We start from the raw sequence: 17,888 nt of genomic DNA on the forward strand, positions 1-17,888 counted from the left end.
ATCTTTGTAAATGCAATAATTAATAATCACCAATGAGAAGAGCTGTTTTTCCCGGATCATTTGACCCCATTACATTAGGACATTATGACATTATCGAAAGAGGCCTTACCCTATTTGATGAAGTTATCCTTGCCATAGGCGTAAATTCTGAGAAAAAATACATGTTTTCTCTTGAAGAGCGAAAACAATTTATTGAAGAAGCTTTTAAGGATGAGCCAAAAATTAAAGTAATGACTTACAAAGGGCTAACCATTGATTTTTGTAAACAACAAAATGCCGAATTCATATTAAGAGGCCTTCGTAATCCAGGTGATTTTGAGTTTGAGAAAGCCATCGCGCACACCAACAGAAAAATGTCGGATATCGAAACAGTATTTTTATTAACCTCTTCTGGTAAAAGTTATATCTCTTCTTCTATTGTTCGTGATGTAATTCGTAATGGTGGAGATGTTTCAGAACTAGTCCCAGATACAGTTCGTGTAAAATAACACGCTACTATGGAAAGAAAAATAGGAGCTATTGCTTTGATTGTAAAGGATTATGACGAAGCGATTCGGTTTTACACAGAAAAGCTCAATTTTAAACTTATAGAAGATACCAGACTTGATGACAAAAAACGATGGGTTCTTATTGCTCCTAACAATCAAACCGAGACTACTATTCTTTTAGCTCGGGCAGCTACTCCCGAACAGGAAAAAGCAATTGGAAATCAAACAGGTGGTCGGGTTTTTCTATTTCTTCATACCGATGATTTTTGGAGAGATTACCATGCCATGAAATCTAAAGGAGTTTTATTTCTGGAACAACCACGAGAAGAACCCTACGGAACCGTTGTTGTTTTTGAAGACTTATATGGTACCAAATGGGACTTGCTTGAGTTAAAATAATGCAAATTATAAATCCTTCCTGACATACCTTTGTCACTATCTGCATTTAGTTTTGCTGTACTATTAATTTCTAACATCAAATAATTATGATAAAAACAAAAATCGAACCTTTCTGGATCGTTGGGATTTCGGTACGTACAACTAAAAAAAATGAACAATTTGCAGAAGACATTCCTAATTTATGGAATACCTTTATGTCTGAAGGTACAATGCATAAGATCCCGAATAAACTTGAAGATTCTATCTATGCCGTATACACAGATTATGAAAGTGACCATACCGAAGGATATACTACAATTATAGGGTGTAAAGTTGCAAATTTAGACACTATCCCACCAGGAATGACCAGTGTACAAATCGAAAAAAGTATCTACTCTCGATTTACGGTCAAAGGAGATATTACCAAAGGTGTCATCTATGATAAATGGGTCGATATATGGGAAATAGACCTGGATAGAACATACACTACCGATTTTGAAATATATGGTGAAGATGCTGTAAACCCTACAGATGCCGAAGTAGATATTTTTGTAGCAATTGAATAAATTATCATAAAAAAAGACTTCACAATGTTAACATTGTGAAGTCTTTTAAAGTAATATTTTTACATAAAAAGTCCTTTGATTATAGTTGCGAAACAACATCTTTCTTATATTTTTTCAAGAGTGCACGTGTCATCCCGAGATTTGCTTTTGTAGAGTCAACCGCCAAATAAATAAAATATTCACCGTTTTCAGATACATCGATCATATGAATTTGACCATCAAGAGTAATTATAATATCCTGAACTTTAGATTTCAAACCTAACGCCTCGATAGCATTTTTCTTAGCTTTTACAACCTCCAAATTATAAGCAGAAGCGATTTCTGGATCAAAATCTTTTTTATCAGAATTAGAAGCATAACATACCCCTGTACCTACTTCTGTAACGGTAACAGCAATATAGCCCGGCACATTAGATTTAATATCTTCGATGAATTGTTCTAAAAAATTTGACATAGTTTAATTTAATTTAATTATTAATAATATTTTCTATAAAATTATTTTTCTAAAGAGCTCATATACTTAAGTAGTAATCCAAGTTTTGACATTTTTTTTGATACCACTAATATGATTGAATCAGATTTAATCCTATTTGCGATAAGAAAACCTTTTGAAGATTTAGCCATCAATTGATCAAGGTCTCCTTTAAGTAAATCTTTGACCATATCATCACACATCGAAAAGGCTGTTTCTGTCATCAAGGCAATATTAGTATCATGTTTTGTACCTAGTGCATCTATTACATTACCACTTTTATCGGCAATAACAATGCTATCAACTTCGGTATCTTCTTTAATCTTTTTCAGATCAATCATGGGCTAAAATTAGGATGTTTTTTGTTCTTTGTTTGGTAAATATAGAAACATTAATCTTTTAAAAAAATTCTTTCATCGTTTTTTTTCACTTTTAAACGATTATTTGTATCTTGTACTAAATATTTTTTGTAAAAAAATTCCTACAAATTATTAAATTGATTTAAAAGAAAACCTAACAATATAAAATGAGGTCTAAACTATGACGCTAATTAATCTACCAAATCCTGAATTAAAGGCAATTTTAAAAACTCGAAAAGAAAAGTTTAATTCCTACAGAGTTGGAAAAAAACAAGTTTCTAAAAAAACCGAAGATGTTTCTACCGAGGATATTTCTGAAGTAATAGAACGATTAACTAAAAAGGAGGCAGAAATTTCCTCTAAAAAGAAAAAAAAATCGGGTGCTAACAATTCTACAGACGCAGCTCAATCTACAAAAACATATACCGAAAAAATAAAAGGAGGCTATTTTGGAAAAAGAAGAAGTCGTTTTTAGTATGATTTCTATTTTATCATTGTAATGATAAGATAGAAACATTAATAAAAATTAGTAAACTAATGTAAAAACAAATCTCTTAATTCTTTACCATATATGATATAGTGTTTCTATAAACGAAGTGATTTAATATACTTTAAGAAATCGTTTTTATAACCAAACATAAGGCTTGATTTACTATAGATTGTTTTACAATACAATTACTTGTAATGGTTTGATCTTAAAACCCAACCATAAGAGCTCCGCAGATTCCTAATCCAACAACAAGGTATATCCCGGCAAGGATAAAGAAAATTTTCCCTGCTTTTCGATTTTTAGTTTTGAATAAGATTAGGCCTATAATCGAGAGAAATATCGGAGGACCTAAGAGGATTAAAAGAATTAAATACACTAATCCATCGAGGTTACCTACTTCCAAAAAAATGGTATTTACAATCATATCGTTTCTTTTCTTAATTGTTCTAAATACTCCTGCTTATCATCCCTATAGAATAAGTTCATCGTTTCAAAAGGAATGATTTTATAATCCTTATTTACAATATGTACACAAGACTTTTTAATCGCTCGTACATCAAAATTATAGGCATCAATAAATTGCATAATTATAATTCTAAACAGATTATCATATCCTAAATCCGGAGCATCGATCTCTGGTAAACAGCACATTATAGATTTTAGGTTTTCTGAAGCTGTTTCTACAGAATTTCCGGTACTAAATAACTCCAGGACTTTACCATGTAGCGCTTCGTCCTGCTCATATACAATCGTATTTTTACCATTATCCAACAGATCTGCCGGATTAATATATCGGGTAAGAGGTAGGATTCCATCTTCATTTTTTAAAGCGTATCCCATAACCAAAGCATCTGGATTACAAGGCACCGGGATAAGATCATCGGATTCAAAAACCGGAAATTGTTCTAAAATTTTTCTTCGCACCTCGGTCAATGTGATTCTATCGGTTTGTGTATCAAAATCTTCTAATCGTCCTGCTATTTGAGTAGGTTGAAATGTAACACCTCTCACACATTTTTGCTGTGTTGCAAATGTTAGTATATCGCCAATTAAAGTATCATTTAATCCTTTTTCTAAAGTCACGACCAGGGTAGTCGATAAATTTACACTATTTAAGTTCTCAATCGCTTGTTTTCTAATTTTGGTAAGATCCTCTCCTCTCAATTTTTGCAATACTTCGGCATCCAATGCATCAAACTGTAGGTAGATTTCAAAATCTGGCATATAGCTTGCTAACTGTTGGGTAAATTTAATATCCTTTGCAATACGTATTCCATTTGTATTTACCATTAGATGTCGGATCGGTAATTGTTTGGCATAGTCCAGAATTTCAAAAAACTGAGGGTGTATTGTAGGCTCTCCCCCACTTATTTGTACCACATCTGGTTCTTTTTCATTTTTAACTATTGTATCCAGCATCTTCTTTATTTCATCTAATGATCGATGCCTTCCGTAATGCGGAGATGAAGAAGCATAACAGGTAGGACAAGTTAAATTACACCGGTCTGTTACTTCGATAATCGACAAACACGAATGCTGCTCATGATCAGGGCATAATCCACAATCATAAGGACACCCGTAATCTGTAGTGGTATTAAATTTATAAGGAAACTCAGAAGGTTTATTATAATTTCTAATGTTCTTATAATAGGCTATATCATCTGCAATCAAAACTTTAGATCTACCATGCTCTGGGCATCGCTTGAGCATAAATACCTTATCTTCTTCAAAAACAATTTTGGCTTCAATCCTTTTTAAACAAGTAGGACATAAACTTAATGTAAAATCGTAATACGTATAATTTCTAGTGGGCATTTATCTGTTTTTTTTGAAATTCATATACCGAAACAAATGGATATTGAAGAATTATTTTAATTATCTGTATCATGATCAATCATTTTATCCGATAACTCCTCTATTTCTTTAATACGCTGCATTGTTGTTTCTACCATACACCCAAGGTATATAATCCCAAGCATGTGACCTCTGTATCCTTCTGAAACAATTTCACTTTTCATTCTTCTATGATGTACCCAAGCATTTTGATAAGTTTTGATGGTGGTTTTTATCGTGTCATTAGTAATAGTATGCAACATTTTTTTGAGTTTCACATTCATAATAGAATCAGTCTGTTGAAACTTTAGATTCAAACAAATTCTGTCCTCAAGAGTGGTTCCCATAGTACTATTACAATCTGCTCTTTTAGCATATTTCATATATGATAGTTCTTTTAATCGCAAAGCATCAGATATATCCTGAGCAGATAGATTTATAACATTTAGGCAGGTTAAAAACCATATAATTATGATTATCCTGATTTTGCTCATTTGAAAACTATTTGTCGTAAAGTTTTTCGATAATAAATCATGCATAAGATACATAAATACTGAATACTACTAAGGCCGAGTAGAAAAAAAGTATTAGGTTTCAGGAATTCAATACAAAATCTAAATAGAAAATAAGAAATCATGAAATACTTAAACAGCAATCCACTTTCCGTTTTGGATTTTGTTTGAAAGCGTTTCAGAACTCCCCATAAAACCAATAGAAAAACAACCTCAAATAATGCTATCGGGTATCTATAAAGACCATCTCCCAAATCCATTCCTAGAAATGAAGTGGTTTGCTTACCATAGGTAAACTCTTTAACTCCAGCTAAAAAACAGCCTATTCTTCCTATGATAATTCCTAATATAATGGGAAACGTAAATAAATCACCCGAAGAATGTTTCTCGCCAATTATCTTTTTAGCCAACTCTACTCCTAGCAAACCACCAAAAAGACCTCCCATTATAGTTTTTATACTTAATAGTCGAACCACATATTCTAGATCGAAAGAAAAAGTCGGATGTTCTAAAAAACCAAAAAAACGAGATCCAAAAAATGCCCCAAATACCGCTCCAATGATTATAGATAATCTGTTTGATGATGAAATAGGATCCAGAGTGCGTTTTTTAAGATATACATAATATCGAAATCCAATAAAGAAAGCTGTGTATTCTAAAATCAAATGGATATTCACTTTATAGCCAAAGACAATAGGTTCAAAAGGGATATCCATGCAGTATTTAATTCGATTTTATAACCGAAATATAAGTTTATTTATAGAATTTGAATAATTAAAATCTATTCTAAACAATAAATTTTTCGCATGTAACAAAAATATTTAGGAGAAATCTCCCCTAAAACGCATACTTCTAACGATTAATTTCGCACTTCATCAAAATCTATAAGGCCACTTGTAAGAATAAACCTATTTATTTAATTTCCAGTAATATACAACAAAAATTCTATTTATTTATTTAATTTTTTTAGTACCAGAAATGCACTTTTTTGTTAGTTTTGCCGCACTAATTAATTAAAAACACTTTATATGAAAACAAATTACGCATTGGGGTATTGGTTCATTGCTTTATTTTTAATTTTCTCTTCTTGTAGCAAAGATGAAAATGAAGTTATTGTTGAATCTGAAAAAACTGCTATTGAGCCAGATTTTATTAAAAATGATGGTTCTGAAGGAATAGAAGATGAATTACAATTAGAAGAAGAAGAACCTATCCTTACAACAGACATTAATTCAAAAAGCTACAGACATTGTAACTACACGTTACTTACACCATCAGATGTTGACATTGAAGCTTGTGGTGAAACTACAACTATGCCACTATTAGTTGGATCTAGAAAACTAGAGGTTGGTAGTGTTACCGTATCTAATGATGGTGAAAATTTATACTTAAATTTTGAGGCCAACGATCGTAACCTTATGAAAAAGGTATACATCTATATTGGGGCAAAAGAAAATATACCTTTTTACTCTAATGGATTTCCTAACCTTCGTAAATTTAATTACAAAGCTTTCCCTTATTACTACGGAGGGATGAAAAAAGCTACTTATGTTATTCCATTATCATCAATAGATCTTGATTGTTTTGAAATTGTAGCGTATTCTAAAGTATATAACAAAGACAGTCATTGTTATTATACATCTTTTGCTTATGACAAAACTTTAGATCAACAATATAGTTACTATGGATGGTGGAGTTGTGTTTACTATGGTGATTGGGTAAGATCTTTTGGATATTGCAAACAAGAATGTAAGCCTGAGTGTGTTCAAGCATATGGGTACCATGAAGAGTGTGGAAAATGTGAAAACGACATTTTTAACACTTTCTTTGCCTATACTTTCCTTGATAGTAGAGGTGAGGCAGGAGTTGACATAGAACTAATTATTAACCCTAATGGATGTGATATTACTAATAGTGAAGAAGTAGGTCATATAAACATCTCTTCAATAAGTGAAACTAAATTAAAAATAGAATACCAACTAAGTACTGGCTATGAAATGTGTGGATTAAGTTTTAACTATGGTACTACTAAGTTTAACACTCCAAACAATTATTCTCAACAATTCGATACTGCTACTACTTCATATAGTTTTGAAATTGATAAGCTTACAGGAGCAAACATCTGGTTAGATAGCAAAGCAGAAATTACTCCAAGTAATTAAAAAACATAGACTGTTGTGTCTATAAAGACACTAACTTGTATATGAGTAAAAAAACAGGGGTATGATTTAAAAATCATACCCCTGTTTTCATTTATTAATTTATCTTTTTTCTCTTGTTAGTAAGAAACCAACATTTTACTCCATTGTTTCTGCCATTACGTGATACCTTGGATCATCGATATCGTGTTCTATAACACTAGCCAATCGAGGAGAAGCCTTTATCATAAGAGCCTGACACTCTTCACTAAGGTGTTTAATTTTTACTTTCTTTCCTGCATCTTCATATTTTCCTACAAGATTAAAAATAGCTTCTAATGCCGAATGATCACTAACACGTGATTCTATAAAATCGATCTCTACATTTTCAGGATCATTTGCAACATCAAATTTATTATTGAATGCCTGGATACTTCCGAAGAAAAGGGGTCCCCATATTTCATAAACTTTGGTACCATCTTCGAGGATATGTTTTCTTGCACGAATACGTCTTGCATTTTCCCATGCAAATACCAAGGCAGACATAATAACACCTGCGATTACTGCTATTGCCAAATCAAAGAATACAGTTAATGAAGACACCGCTATCAATACAATAGCATCTGCCAAAGGAATTTTATTAAGGATTCTAAAACTAGACCACGCAAAGGTCCCTATGACAACCATAAACATTACCCCAACCAGTGCAGCAATAGGAACTTGCTCAATTAATCCCGAAGCGAATAGGATAAACAACAATAATGTTACAGCAGCCACAATACCAGAAAGCCGGGTTCGCCCACCACCTTTAATATTAATAATTGATTGACCGATCATTGCACAACCTCCCATTCCGCCAAAAAGTCCTGTAATGATATTGGCGCCTCCCTGGGCCATACATTCTCTGTTCGAATTACCCCTGGTTTCGGTTAATTCATCAATCAGATTTAAAGTCATTAATGACTCTATCAATCCAATTGCAGCAAGAATGATCGAATAGGGCGCTATAAAACGAAATGTCTCCCAGGTAAACGGGATTTTCTTAAAAATATCGATCTGAAACTGTGGCAAACCTCCTTTAAGGCCTTCTCCTCCTCCATCTCTAATAAAACTACCTACGGTAGCCACGTCCAACTTTCCTATAATCACTATAGCAGAAACTACAATAATAGCCAATAATGCTTCTGGAAGTTTATTTGTTAATTTGGGTAATCCCCACATGATTAATATCGTAAGCAATACCAGTCCTAGCATTAACAATAATTGATTTGTAGGTAGCCAGGATTTTGCTTTTCCTTTTTTTGCAATACTATAAATCACATTATCTTTATAATTAAAGATTACCTCTTTGGTATTCAGATCAAAAACCTGTCCCTCATACACTATATATTTTCCTTCCTTAGAATCGATATCAGACAATCTATTGTTTTCAAAACTAAACAAAGCTTTATTTGTCGTTATATCATATACAATGTTATCTTCTCTAATTTCAAATTTTTCCTCAAGAGATTCTGTAACGTATTTGTTATTATTAAATACATCTTTCTCAACTTCTTTAAACATCCCTAATTGCGAAAGGAAAATCACAATTGCCAAACCATTTACAAACCCCATCATTACAGGATGCGGAATCAAACGTACGAATTTACCCAGCTTAAACGCTCCGGCAAACATTTGTATAATCCCCATAAGGATAACAGTTGCAAAAAGGTAATATAATCCTAACTCTTCTCCGGGGGCACCCATTTCATTTCCTTCTGCAACCAAGGTAACCATAACAACTGCTAATGCTCCTGTAGCACCAGAGATCATACCTGGTCGACCTCCAAAAACAGAAGTGATCAATCCGATCATAAATGCGGCATACAACCCTACTAACGGATCTACCCCAGCCACAAAGGCAAAGGCAACCGCTTCGGGAACCAGGGCCAATGCTACCGTTAACCCGGATAAAATATCATTTTTAGCATTCGCTACTCTTTTTCTTACAAACTCAGTCATAGTTGTGATATTTTGAGGCTGCAAAAATACAGTTATTTTATAGCTCTACAAGTAAAACAAGCTTCATAATCATATATCTCATAAAATTATATTAAATCCTTACATAGAATTTTAAAACTTGAAATCTTTAGTATATTTAGCCTTCTTATATACAATACGGATGCGAAAAATTACTCTCATTGTTAGCTTTCTAAGCATTATTTCTTGTAATACCTCTGAAAAGCAAAATTCTCAAGATTTTGACTTCACTACTATTTTCGAAAAAAGTAATGGAACCGAAACCCCAACATATCCAGAAGTTATTACATATTATAAAAATTTGGCAGAAACCTATTCTTCAATTCATATACAGGAAATCGGAATGACCGATAGTGGTAATCCCTTGCATATTGTGACACTAAATCCTGATGCTGTTTTTGATTTTGAAAAAATTAGAGAAACAAAACGTGTACTTTTAATTAATAATGGGATTCATCCTGGTGAGAGTGACGGTATTGATGCTACAATGTTGTTGTTTAGAGATATTGCTCAGGGCAAAATTAATGCTCCTTCAACTACAGTTTTGGCAACTATCCCTATATATAATATTGGAGGAGCCTTAAATCGAAATTCGGGAACGAGAACCAATCAAAATGGTCCCAAAACATATGGTTTTAGAGGCAATGCGCGCAACTATGATTTGAATCGAGATTTTATAAAAAATGATACCAAAAATGCACAGACTTTTGCTAAAGTATTTCATTTAACAAAACCTGATGTTTTTATTGATAATCATGTAAGTAACGGTGCAGATTACCAATATACGCTCACTCATTTGTTTACTCAACACAATAAATTAGGTGGTGAATTAGGAAATTATTTACATAAAGAAATGCACCCACAACTAGAAGCATCACTCGAAGTTAAAAAATGGGATATTACGCCCTATGTGAATGTATGGGGAACTACTCCCGAAAAAGGCTGGACTCAGTTTATGGACTCTCCTCGGTATTCTACGGGATATACAACCCTTTGGAATACTTTGGGAATGATGGTAGAGACACATATGTTAAAGCCCTACAAACCAAGAGTTGAAGGTACTTATGAACTTATGAAATCTATGATTGAAATCACAGAAAAAGATGGTGCTAAAATTCGTTCATTACGAGAAAAAACCTTTGCCAAACAAGCTAAACAAAAAACATATCCAACACACTGGAAAGTAGATACTACCAAGATTACTAGTTTTGATTTTAAAGGATACGAAGGAGAATATGTGGATAGCGAGATCACAGGAGCAAAACGATTAAAATATCACCAGAACAAACCATATACAAAAGAAATAACCTATAAAAACTACTTTACTCCAACCACCGAGATAAGTATCCCAAAAGCGTATATTATTCCTCAGGGTAGGTGGAGAGTAATTGAGTTATTAACGCTCAATCAAGTAGAGTTTAAGCCGCTAGAAAAAGATTCTACAATTACTGCCGAAGTATATCATATTAAAGATTATAAGACCAGAACATCGCCTTATGAAGGGCACTATCTACATTACCGGGTTTCGATTAACAAAAATATTGAGAAAGTCACTTTAAAAAAAGGAGATCTCATTGTTAAAACAGATCAAAAAGCTTTTAGATATCTTATGGAAACTTTAGAGCCAGAAGCTCCGGATTCTTTCTTTAATTGGAATTTTTTTGATACTATTCTACAACAGAAAGAAGGGTTTTCTCCTTATGTATGGGAGGATAAAGCTGCAGAATTATTAAGAAACAATAACGAGCTAAGAGTGCTGTTTCAGGACAAGAAAAATGATACAGCTTTTGCTAATAACTGGTATGCGCAACTAGATTGGATACATAAACAATCTAATAATTATGAAGAAGCACACATGAGATATCCTATATATCGAATTTTGAAATAAACTAAGACAAAGCAAATAGGGACTCTATCTATTGTTTTTGTCCAAACTTGTCAGCCATAAGTTCCCATAATTCGGTATAACCATGATCATAGCCCAAAGCCCATATTCCTACTCCAGCTAGTTTTTTATGTTTAATCCAATCATATTTATAGGATAACGAAAGGCTATCATCGAACCAAAGTTGTTTTGTCACTCCTTTTTCTTCATATATGCCATACTGTGTAGAACTAATGGTATCAAAACTAATCTTATATTTTTTTGTATCAAGCAATTCTCGAGTTGTGCTATACATATCGTGAGAAAGAAATTTTTCGGCTTTGCTTGGTATAGGAGTATTTTGGGTTTTCCACTTATCTCCATAATAAGGTAACCCTACTATTAACTTGTCTGGCTTAACACCCTCATTCATATAATAATCTACAGAAGATTCAACACTGTGTACCCCCCAAATTTTACTGCTTTTTAATGGAGAAACTGGTCCTGCATGTTCGCTAAACCCTCCATAATAATCATACCCCATAAGTGTATAAAAATCGATGGAAGAATCAATTGTTTTTATATCGAATATTTTATGATAATCAACTGCATATAATGCCACCGAAACCATATAATCAGGATTTATCTTATGTAATCGATCTGATAATGTAACAATAAATTGATTAAATTCTTTTTTATCTTTTGATGAGATTCCTTCAAAATCTATGTTTATACCATTTGCTTTTCTAAGATCCAACAATACACTTAAACTATCTGCAAGAGTTTTTTGGGCTTTTGGATTCTTTAAAAATTGAGCATTTCTTTTTTCACCAAAATTAGAAACCGTAAGAAACACCTTACAATTATTCACTTTTGCGCTATCGACCAAAGCAGTCGTTTTCCATTGATGGATATTATCATAGCTTCCTGTCTCGGCATTAACCATATACGAAAAATAAGAAACTCCCCATAATAATGAGAAATTATAACTCTTATAGGCAGATCCTCTAGAAAATATGTGCCACCCAAAAGTTTTATAATCTTTATGAATATTATACCCAGACGCAGGCTTAAAATGATGAGTGACATTATTAAGACTATCCCATTGTTGTTCTGTTGTAAAATTATAGTCAGAAAATTGTGTATAATGTGAATGATTGGGACCTATATATGTGTTCGTAGAATCCGGATCACTAGATATGATTTTTTCTTTACCTTCTTTAGTATTACAGGCAACAGCAAAAAAAAGAATTAGAAAAAGAACTGAGAATATATGAATTTTCATTTTTATTATCGAGTATTAAATTTTAGAACTAATTACTCCTTATCATATAAAAAAGGGAGATAACATACCTCCCTTTTTCATTCTATATTATATCTAGTTGTTATATTAACTCATTACAGGAATTCGTAATGTTTGCCCTGGATAAATTTTATCGGGATGTTCGAGCATTGGTCTGTTTGCTTCAAAAATAACATTGTATTTCATAGGGTCTCCATAAACTTCCTTAGATATTTTTGAAAGTGTATCTCCACTCTTAACCACATGAAATTTAGCCTCAGGCTCTGGATTAGTCACAGTAATATTATCCTCTACACAACCGACACAATCAATATTACCCATTGCCAGAATAATCTTTTCTCTATCTGCATTAGTTTCTGTTTGCCCTGATACTGTTATCATTTCAGAAACAGATACATCAAGACCAGAAACAGGTATACCTAGCCGATCAATTTCGGCTTTTAATAAATCGGTCTTACTTTTTGGCGTTACCGCTTCTTCTTTAACTGCCTCATCTTTAATACCAAACAGCTTTTTTCCTGCTCCTTTAATAAATGAAAATAAACCCATAATGTTTTGTTTTAGTTAGTAATTGATTATATAGTAAAAATATTTTTAATAAAATTAAAAAACAACATTATGACAAATAATCATGTGAAAACAATAGCTTAATATTCGAATAAGAATCCTGCAAAGCTTTTTTAGCTTTTTTAGTATTTTTCCATCTTACCTTGGTAATCCCTTCATTTTTTTGTGGTACTAACTCTCCACTATACTTGGTTTTCATCTCAAACCAATACGTAACCTTTAGTCTAAACTCTCCATTTCTTTTAAAGATATGATAGCTTCGATACAAGAATTTGGTAATCTCTAATCCCGAAACCCCTGTTTCTTCCTCTACCTCTCTCATTGCAGCGGTTTCCATATCTTCCTTTTTTTCAACTTTACCCTTTGGCAGATCCCATTTTCCATTACGGCGAATAAACAAAATTTCTTTATTTTCATTATACACCTTTCCCCCTCCAGCAACCACTACTGGTAATTTCGAATATAAATGTTCTATTAGTTTGTCTTCTTTTTTATGATAGAGATGATATTTTGCTTCTTCATGTATTGCCTCCTTACTTAGAATATCTCTTATAATTGTTGGAAAGCTAGCTTCTTTTATCGGGATCATTTCATAATCCTCGATCGACTTTTTTGTAGACAGAATAATAGGGGTATTATTCACAAAAACTTTATACATTTGCAACTATGATTTTTGATAAAGATACAGCAAAAAAAACTGCTGAACTACTACTGCAAATTAATGCAATTAAATTAAAACCACAAGAACCATTTACTTGGGCATCTGGATGGAAATCTCCTATCTATTGTGATAATCGAATTACACTTTCTTATCCAGAAATTCGGAATTTCCTGAGTAAGCATCTTGCTGAGTTTATAGAAAAAGAATATGGTAAACCCGATGTAATTGCGGGAGTTGCTACAGGCGCTATTGGTATTGGTATTCTGGTTGCAGAACAATTAGACCTTCCTTTTATTTATGTACGCCCTGAGGCGAAGAAACACGGTAGAAAAAACCAAATTGAAGGTATCGTTCCTACCCATAAAAATGTTGTGGTTGTCGAAGATTTAATTAGCACAGGAAAAAGTAGTCTTAACGCTGTAAAAGCACTAAAAGAGGCCGATGCTAACGTAAAAGGAATGGTAGCTATATTTAATTATGGTTTTGATATTGCAGTGCAGAATTTTAAAGAAGCGGCATTGTCTTTGCATACATTAAGTAACTATGAGAATCTTTTGGAACAGGCAGTTGATACTGAATACATTACAAAACAACAACAACAAACACTACAAAGCTGGAAAACAAATCCTGCCGAGTGGAACATATAACAATTTAATAACATTATGAACTTAGAAAGCCCTACTGTTACTGTAAATAAGACGGCAGAAGATGTATTTAATTTTTTGACTAAAGTTGAAAACTTTGAACAGCTTATGCCAGAAAGTAAGCAAAAATTTGAAAAAATAAGTGATTCCAGATTTCTTTTCCAATTAAAAGGAATGCCAGAATTAGTATTAGATCAAAAAGAAAGTACGAGCCCAAGTCAGGTTGTTCTTGGAGCTGCTAGTGATAAGCTTCCTTTTACATTAACTGCAGATATTGTTGATTCTGGAGATGGAAAAAGCACAGCAAAACTTACTTTTGATGGGCAGTTTAATGCTATGATGTCGATGATGATTAAAAACCCCATCCAGAATTTTATCAATACTCTAATAGAAAATATAGGTAAACTGTAATTAGTATAATAGTTTAATCTCTTTGAGATCAAAATCCGAAATGATTTCATCCTCAATTAAGACTTGAAGCTTACCTTCGTTGGTAATAGTTTTGATAATTCCAACAAAAGATTCGCCTTCTACATCTAAAAATGTAGAGGGTTTGTTTTTTCTAAAAAGTACTGCTTCGTATTCTTTTTTGAGGTTTACAAAATTAGAAACACATAACTCAGAAAATCGTTTTTCTAACTGGACTAATAAAGATTGTAAAACTTCTTCGATATTTAAATTCTGGCCTAAAACTTGTTTTAAAGATCCTGCTTGAGGTAAGTTATCGAATTCTATTTGATTAATATTAATTCCAATCCCAATAATAGCTCCGATCATACTGCCATTCTTTACCACGTTTTCTATCAAAATACCACACAATTTCTGCCTATCTGACAGAATGTCGTTAGGCCATTTTATAGATAATTTAGGTACCATAAGACGATTTAAAGTATCACAAACAGCCAATGATGTAGCTATAGAAACATAAAACTGATCTGTTAACGGTAATCTCTCAATAGGCATAAACACACTACATGTAAGGTTTTCACCTGGGTTACTTTGCCAAATTGTACCCATCTGTCCCTTACCCAATAGTTGCTTTCTTGCTATTACGCAAACTGGAGTTGTAAAATGCTTTTCACGATTCAAGTCTCTTAGAAAAGTATTTGTAGAGTCAATGGCATCAACTTTGATTATATGCATGTATAAGGTGTAAAAGTTTTACAAATGTCCGACTAATACAGACATTAAAATCATAAAAAGTAATAACTTTACACAAATTAAAAAAATGCATGACTAAAAAAGAAATCGGTAACGATCAATTAATTACTCAAATATTAAAAGGTATTGAAGAAGTAAAAGGTAAGGATATTAATATTTTAGATCTCAGAGATATCGAAAATACAGTATGTAACTACTTTGTAATCTGTAACGGAACTTCTAATACGCAAGTAAATGCAATTGTAAGCTCTATCCAAAAAACGGTAAGTAAAGAACTCAAAGATAAACCTTGGCATATCGAAGGTAGTGAAAATGCAGAATGGGTATTAATTGATTATGTTAATGTTGTTGTGCATGTTTTTCAAAAACACATCAGAGAATTCTATGATATAGAAGGACTTTGGGGAGATGCAAAAACTACAGTTATCGAAACGAATTATTAAAAGAACACCGTAAATGGCGAAAGAAAATAAAAAAACAGAACCGAATAAAAAACCAAAGTTTAGTGCATATTGGATTTATGCAATTATTATTGTTGGTTTTTTAATATTGAATTTTATGGGTGGAAGCGGACTAGGATCTGCTCCCACTACTTCTCCTTCTGAATTCCAGGAGTTTTTAAGTAACGGAGAAGTAGAAAAAGTAGTGATTGTAAATCGCCGAAATGCTAAGGTCTTTCTTACCGGTGAAGCTAAATCATTAGATAAGCATCAAAAAAACAAGAGCAAATCCCTATTGCCAGCAAGTCCCAATGACCCTGATTATCAATTTGAATTTGGTGACTTACAGAATTTTGAAAATAAAATTGCCACAATAAAAAAAGAGAATGGATTATCAACCCAGGTAAATTATGATACTGAAAGTAATGTATGGGGAGAAATTTTTATCACCCTCTTACCGTTTGCCCTTATAATCGGAGTATGGATATTCATCATGCGAAGAATGAGTGGTGGTTCTGGTGGTGGTGCCGGAGGGCAAATATTTAATATTGGTAAATCTAAAGCTAAGCTTTTTGACCAAAATACCGAAGTTAAAGTTTCTTTTGAAAATGTAGCTGGATTAGAAGGTGCCAAAGAAGAAGTACAAGAAATTGTAGATTTTCTTAAAAACCCAGAAAAATATACCTCTTTGGGAGGTAAAATCCCTAAAGGAGCTTTACTAGTAGGACCTCCGGGAACTGGTAAAACATTATTAGCAAAAGCTGTAGCTGGCGAGGCAAAAGTGCCATTCTTTTCTCTGTCAGGATCAGATTTTGTAGAAATGTTTGTTGGTGTTGGAGCCTCTCGTGTTCGAGATTTGTTTAAACAAGCAAAAGAGAAATCTCCTGCTATTATTTTTATCGATGAAATTGATGCTGTGGGTAGAGCCAGAGGTAAAAGTAATTTTTCGGGATCTAATGATGAAAGAGAAAACACATTAAACCAGCTACTTACAGAAATGGATGGTTTTGGTACAAATACCAATGTAATTGTTATAGCTGCTACCAACCGTGCAGATGTACTTGATAAAGCATTATTACGTGCCGGTCGTTTTGATCGTCAGATATATGTAGATCTTCCGGATATTCGTGAGCGTAAAGAAATATTTGATGTTCATTTAAAGCCATTAAAGAAAGTTGAAAATGAACTCGACACCGAATTCATGGCAAAACAAACTCCAGGGTTCTCTGGTGCTGATATTGCAAACGTATGTAACGAAGCTGCCTTGATTGCCGCAAGAAAAGGTAATAAAGCAGTTGGGAAACAAGATTTTCTTGATGCAGTAGATAGAATTGTAGGAGGATTAGAGAAAAAGAATAAAATTATTACTCCAGAAGAAAAACGAGCTATCGCTTTTCATGAAGCAGGTCACGCAACTGTAAGTTGGATGTTAGAACATGCTGCTCCACTGGTAAAAGTTACTATTGTACCCAGAGGACAATCTCTAGGTGCTGCATGGTATTTACCAGAAGAAAGGCTAATTGTACGACCAAATCAAATGCTTGATGAAATGTGTGCCGCATTAGGAGGTCGTGCTGCAGAAAAAGTTATATTTAATGAAATCTCTACAGGTGCCCTAAGTGACTTAGAAAAAGTGACTAAGCAGGCAAGAGCTATGGTTACTGTATATGGATTAAATGATAAAGTAGGAAATCTTACCTACTACGATTCTTCAGGACAAAGTGAATATAATTTTACAAAACCATATAGTGAACAAACCAGTGAACTTATTGATAAAGAAATTTCGAATATAATTGAAGAGCAGTATCAACGTGCAATTAAATTATTAGAAAAAAATAAGGACAAGCTAACAGAATTAGCAGAGGTCTTATTAGAAAAAGAAGTGATTTTTAAAGATAACTTAGAGAAAATTTTTGGCGAAAGACCATTCGGCAAAAAAGAAGAAGAAATCATTAAAGAACCTTCTTAAACATATTATTTTTACTTGTAAATT

The 17,888-nt window shown here is 32.9% G+C and carries 21 protein-coding genes; 10 read left to right on the forward strand and 11 right to left on the reverse strand.

The window, feature by feature from the left end:
• Positions 1–32 precede the first annotated feature (32 nt).
• From coaD to NNL09_RS00220, 3 genes are all read left to right on the forward strand, one after another.
• A complete protein-coding gene (gene coaD / locus NNL09_RS00210) occupies positions 33–488 on the forward strand; it encodes a pantetheine-phosphate adenylyltransferase (protein WP_025666736.1) in 456 nt (151 codons plus the stop codon).
• A gap of 9 nt (positions 489–497) precedes the next feature.
• On the forward strand, positions 498–887 hold the full coding sequence (locus NNL09_RS00215; RefSeq protein WP_196910581.1) for a VOC family protein: 390 nt from the start codon (positions 498–500) through the stop codon (positions 885–887).
• A gap of 86 nt (positions 888–973) precedes the next feature.
• Entirely contained in the window at positions 974–1,432 is a 459-nt protein-coding gene (locus tag NNL09_RS00220; protein WP_025666734.1) for a GyrI-like domain-containing protein, read from the forward strand.
• Between the two features lie 79 nt (positions 1,433–1,511).
• On the opposite strand, the gene NNL09_RS00225 is transcribed toward NNL09_RS00220, so the two are convergent.
• Positions 1,512–1,886: a hypothetical protein gene (locus NNL09_RS00225; RefSeq protein ID WP_025666733.1), complete on the reverse strand. Its 375-nt coding sequence runs from the start codon at positions 1,884–1,886 to the stop codon at positions 1,512–1,514.
• 41 nt (positions 1,887–1,927) lie between these two features.
• A complete protein-coding gene (locus tag NNL09_RS00230; RefSeq protein WP_025666732.1) occupies positions 1,928–2,245 on the reverse strand; it encodes a roadblock/LC7 domain-containing protein in 318 nt (105 codons plus the stop codon).
• 199 nt (positions 2,246–2,444) lie between these two features.
• Here NNL09_RS00230 and NNL09_RS00235 point away from each other — a divergent pair, with 199 nt between their 5' ends.
• On the forward strand, positions 2,445–2,738 hold the full coding sequence (locus NNL09_RS00235; protein WP_196910582.1) for a hypothetical protein: 294 nt from the start codon (positions 2,445–2,447) through the stop codon (positions 2,736–2,738).
• A 220-nt stretch (positions 2,739–2,958) separates the two neighbouring features.
• On the opposite strand, the gene NNL09_RS00240 is transcribed toward NNL09_RS00235, so the two are convergent.
• From NNL09_RS00240 to NNL09_RS00255, 4 genes are read right to left on the reverse strand one after another with little or no spacing between them, the layout of a single operon-like run.
• A complete protein-coding gene (locus tag NNL09_RS00240; protein WP_025666730.1) occupies positions 2,959–3,177 on the reverse strand; it encodes a hypothetical protein in 219 nt (72 codons plus the stop codon).
• Positions 3,174–4,568 carry a radical SAM protein gene (locus NNL09_RS00245; protein WP_025666729.1) on the reverse strand — a complete coding sequence of 465 codons (1,395 nt, stop codon included), beginning with the start codon at positions 4,566–4,568 and terminating at the stop codon, positions 3,174–3,176. Before NNL09_RS00245 ends, NNL09_RS00240 begins: the two co-directional genes overlap by 4 nt.
• Positions 4,569–4,624: 56 nt before the next feature.
• Complete coding sequence (locus NNL09_RS00250; protein ID WP_051476101.1) at positions 4,625–5,080, reverse strand: lysozyme inhibitor LprI family protein; 456 nt, start codon at positions 5,078–5,080, stop codon at positions 4,625–4,627.
• Positions 5,077–5,814, reverse strand: coding sequence for a prolipoprotein diacylglyceryl transferase family protein (locus NNL09_RS00255; RefSeq protein WP_196910583.1), 738 nt, complete (start codon positions 5,812–5,814; stop codon positions 5,077–5,079). Before NNL09_RS00255 ends, NNL09_RS00250 begins: the two co-directional genes overlap by 4 nt.
• Positions 5,815–6,126: 312 nt before the next feature.
• Here NNL09_RS00255 and NNL09_RS00260 point away from each other — a divergent pair, with 312 nt between their 5' ends.
• Positions 6,127–7,260 carry a hypothetical protein gene (locus NNL09_RS00260; RefSeq protein ID WP_025666726.1) on the forward strand — a complete coding sequence of 378 codons (1,134 nt, stop codon included), beginning with the start codon at positions 6,127–6,129 and terminating at the stop codon, positions 7,258–7,260.
• A gap of 135 nt (positions 7,261–7,395) precedes the next feature.
• Here NNL09_RS00260 and NNL09_RS00265 read toward each other — a convergent pair whose 3' ends face one another.
• On the reverse strand, positions 7,396–9,237 hold the full coding sequence (locus NNL09_RS00265; RefSeq protein WP_196910584.1) for a SulP family inorganic anion transporter: 1,842 nt from the start codon (positions 9,235–9,237) through the stop codon (positions 7,396–7,398).
• Positions 9,238–9,397: 160 nt separating this feature from the next.
• On the opposite strand from NNL09_RS00265, the gene NNL09_RS00270 reads away from it, so the two are divergent.
• Positions 9,398–11,143 carry a M14 family metallopeptidase gene (locus NNL09_RS00270; protein WP_196910585.1) on the forward strand — a complete coding sequence of 582 codons (1,746 nt, stop codon included), beginning with the start codon at positions 9,398–9,400 and terminating at the stop codon, positions 11,141–11,143.
• Between the two features lie 28 nt (positions 11,144–11,171).
• Here NNL09_RS00270 and NNL09_RS00275 read toward each other — a convergent pair whose 3' ends face one another.
• From NNL09_RS00275 to NNL09_RS00285, 3 genes are all read right to left on the reverse strand, one after another.
• Positions 11,172–12,404 (reverse strand): glycosyl hydrolase family 18 protein, encoded by a 1,233-nt coding sequence (locus NNL09_RS00275; RefSeq protein WP_196910586.1) that lies wholly within the window; start codon positions 12,402–12,404, stop codon positions 11,172–11,174.
• A gap of 105 nt (positions 12,405–12,509) precedes the next feature.
• A complete protein-coding gene (gene lysM / locus NNL09_RS00280) occupies positions 12,510–12,971 on the reverse strand; it encodes a peptidoglycan-binding protein LysM (protein WP_025666722.1) in 462 nt (153 codons plus the stop codon).
• A gap of 67 nt (positions 12,972–13,038) precedes the next feature.
• A complete protein-coding gene (locus NNL09_RS00285; RefSeq protein WP_025666721.1) occupies positions 13,039–13,647 on the reverse strand; it encodes an NUDIX hydrolase in 609 nt (202 codons plus the stop codon).
• A gap of 8 nt (positions 13,648–13,655) precedes the next feature.
• On the opposite strand from NNL09_RS00285, the gene pyrE reads away from it, so the two are divergent.
• Positions 13,656–14,297 (forward strand): orotate phosphoribosyltransferase, encoded by a 642-nt coding sequence (gene pyrE, locus NNL09_RS00290; protein ID WP_196910587.1) that lies wholly within the window; start codon positions 13,656–13,658, stop codon positions 14,295–14,297.
• A gap of 15 nt (positions 14,298–14,312) precedes the next feature.
• Positions 14,313–14,705, forward strand: a complete 393-nt coding sequence (locus NNL09_RS00295; RefSeq protein ID WP_196910588.1) for an SRPBCC family protein — start codon at positions 14,313–14,315, stop codon at positions 14,703–14,705.
• On the opposite strand, the gene NNL09_RS00300 is transcribed toward NNL09_RS00295, so the two are convergent.
• A complete protein-coding gene (locus NNL09_RS00300) occupies positions 14,706–15,437 on the reverse strand; it encodes a biotin--[acetyl-CoA-carboxylase] ligase (RefSeq protein ID WP_025666718.1) in 732 nt (243 codons plus the stop codon). It lies immediately after the preceding gene.
• An 89-nt stretch (positions 15,438–15,526) separates the two neighbouring features.
• Here NNL09_RS00300 and rsfS point away from each other — a divergent pair, with 89 nt between their 5' ends.
• On the forward strand, positions 15,527–15,898 hold the full coding sequence (gene rsfS / locus NNL09_RS00305) for a ribosome silencing factor (protein ID WP_024770761.1): 372 nt from the start codon (positions 15,527–15,529) through the stop codon (positions 15,896–15,898).
• 13 nt (positions 15,899–15,911) lie between these two features.
• Positions 15,912–17,864 (forward strand): ATP-dependent zinc metalloprotease FtsH, encoded by a 1,953-nt coding sequence (gene ftsH / locus NNL09_RS00310; protein WP_196910589.1) that lies wholly within the window; start codon positions 15,912–15,914, stop codon positions 17,862–17,864.
• Positions 17,865–17,888: the final 24 nt, after the last annotated feature.

Source organism: Aquimarina sp. EL_43 (assembly GCF_943422735.1).
Lineage (GTDB): Bacteria > Bacteroidota > Bacteroidia > Flavobacteriales > Flavobacteriaceae > Aquimarina > Aquimarina megaterium.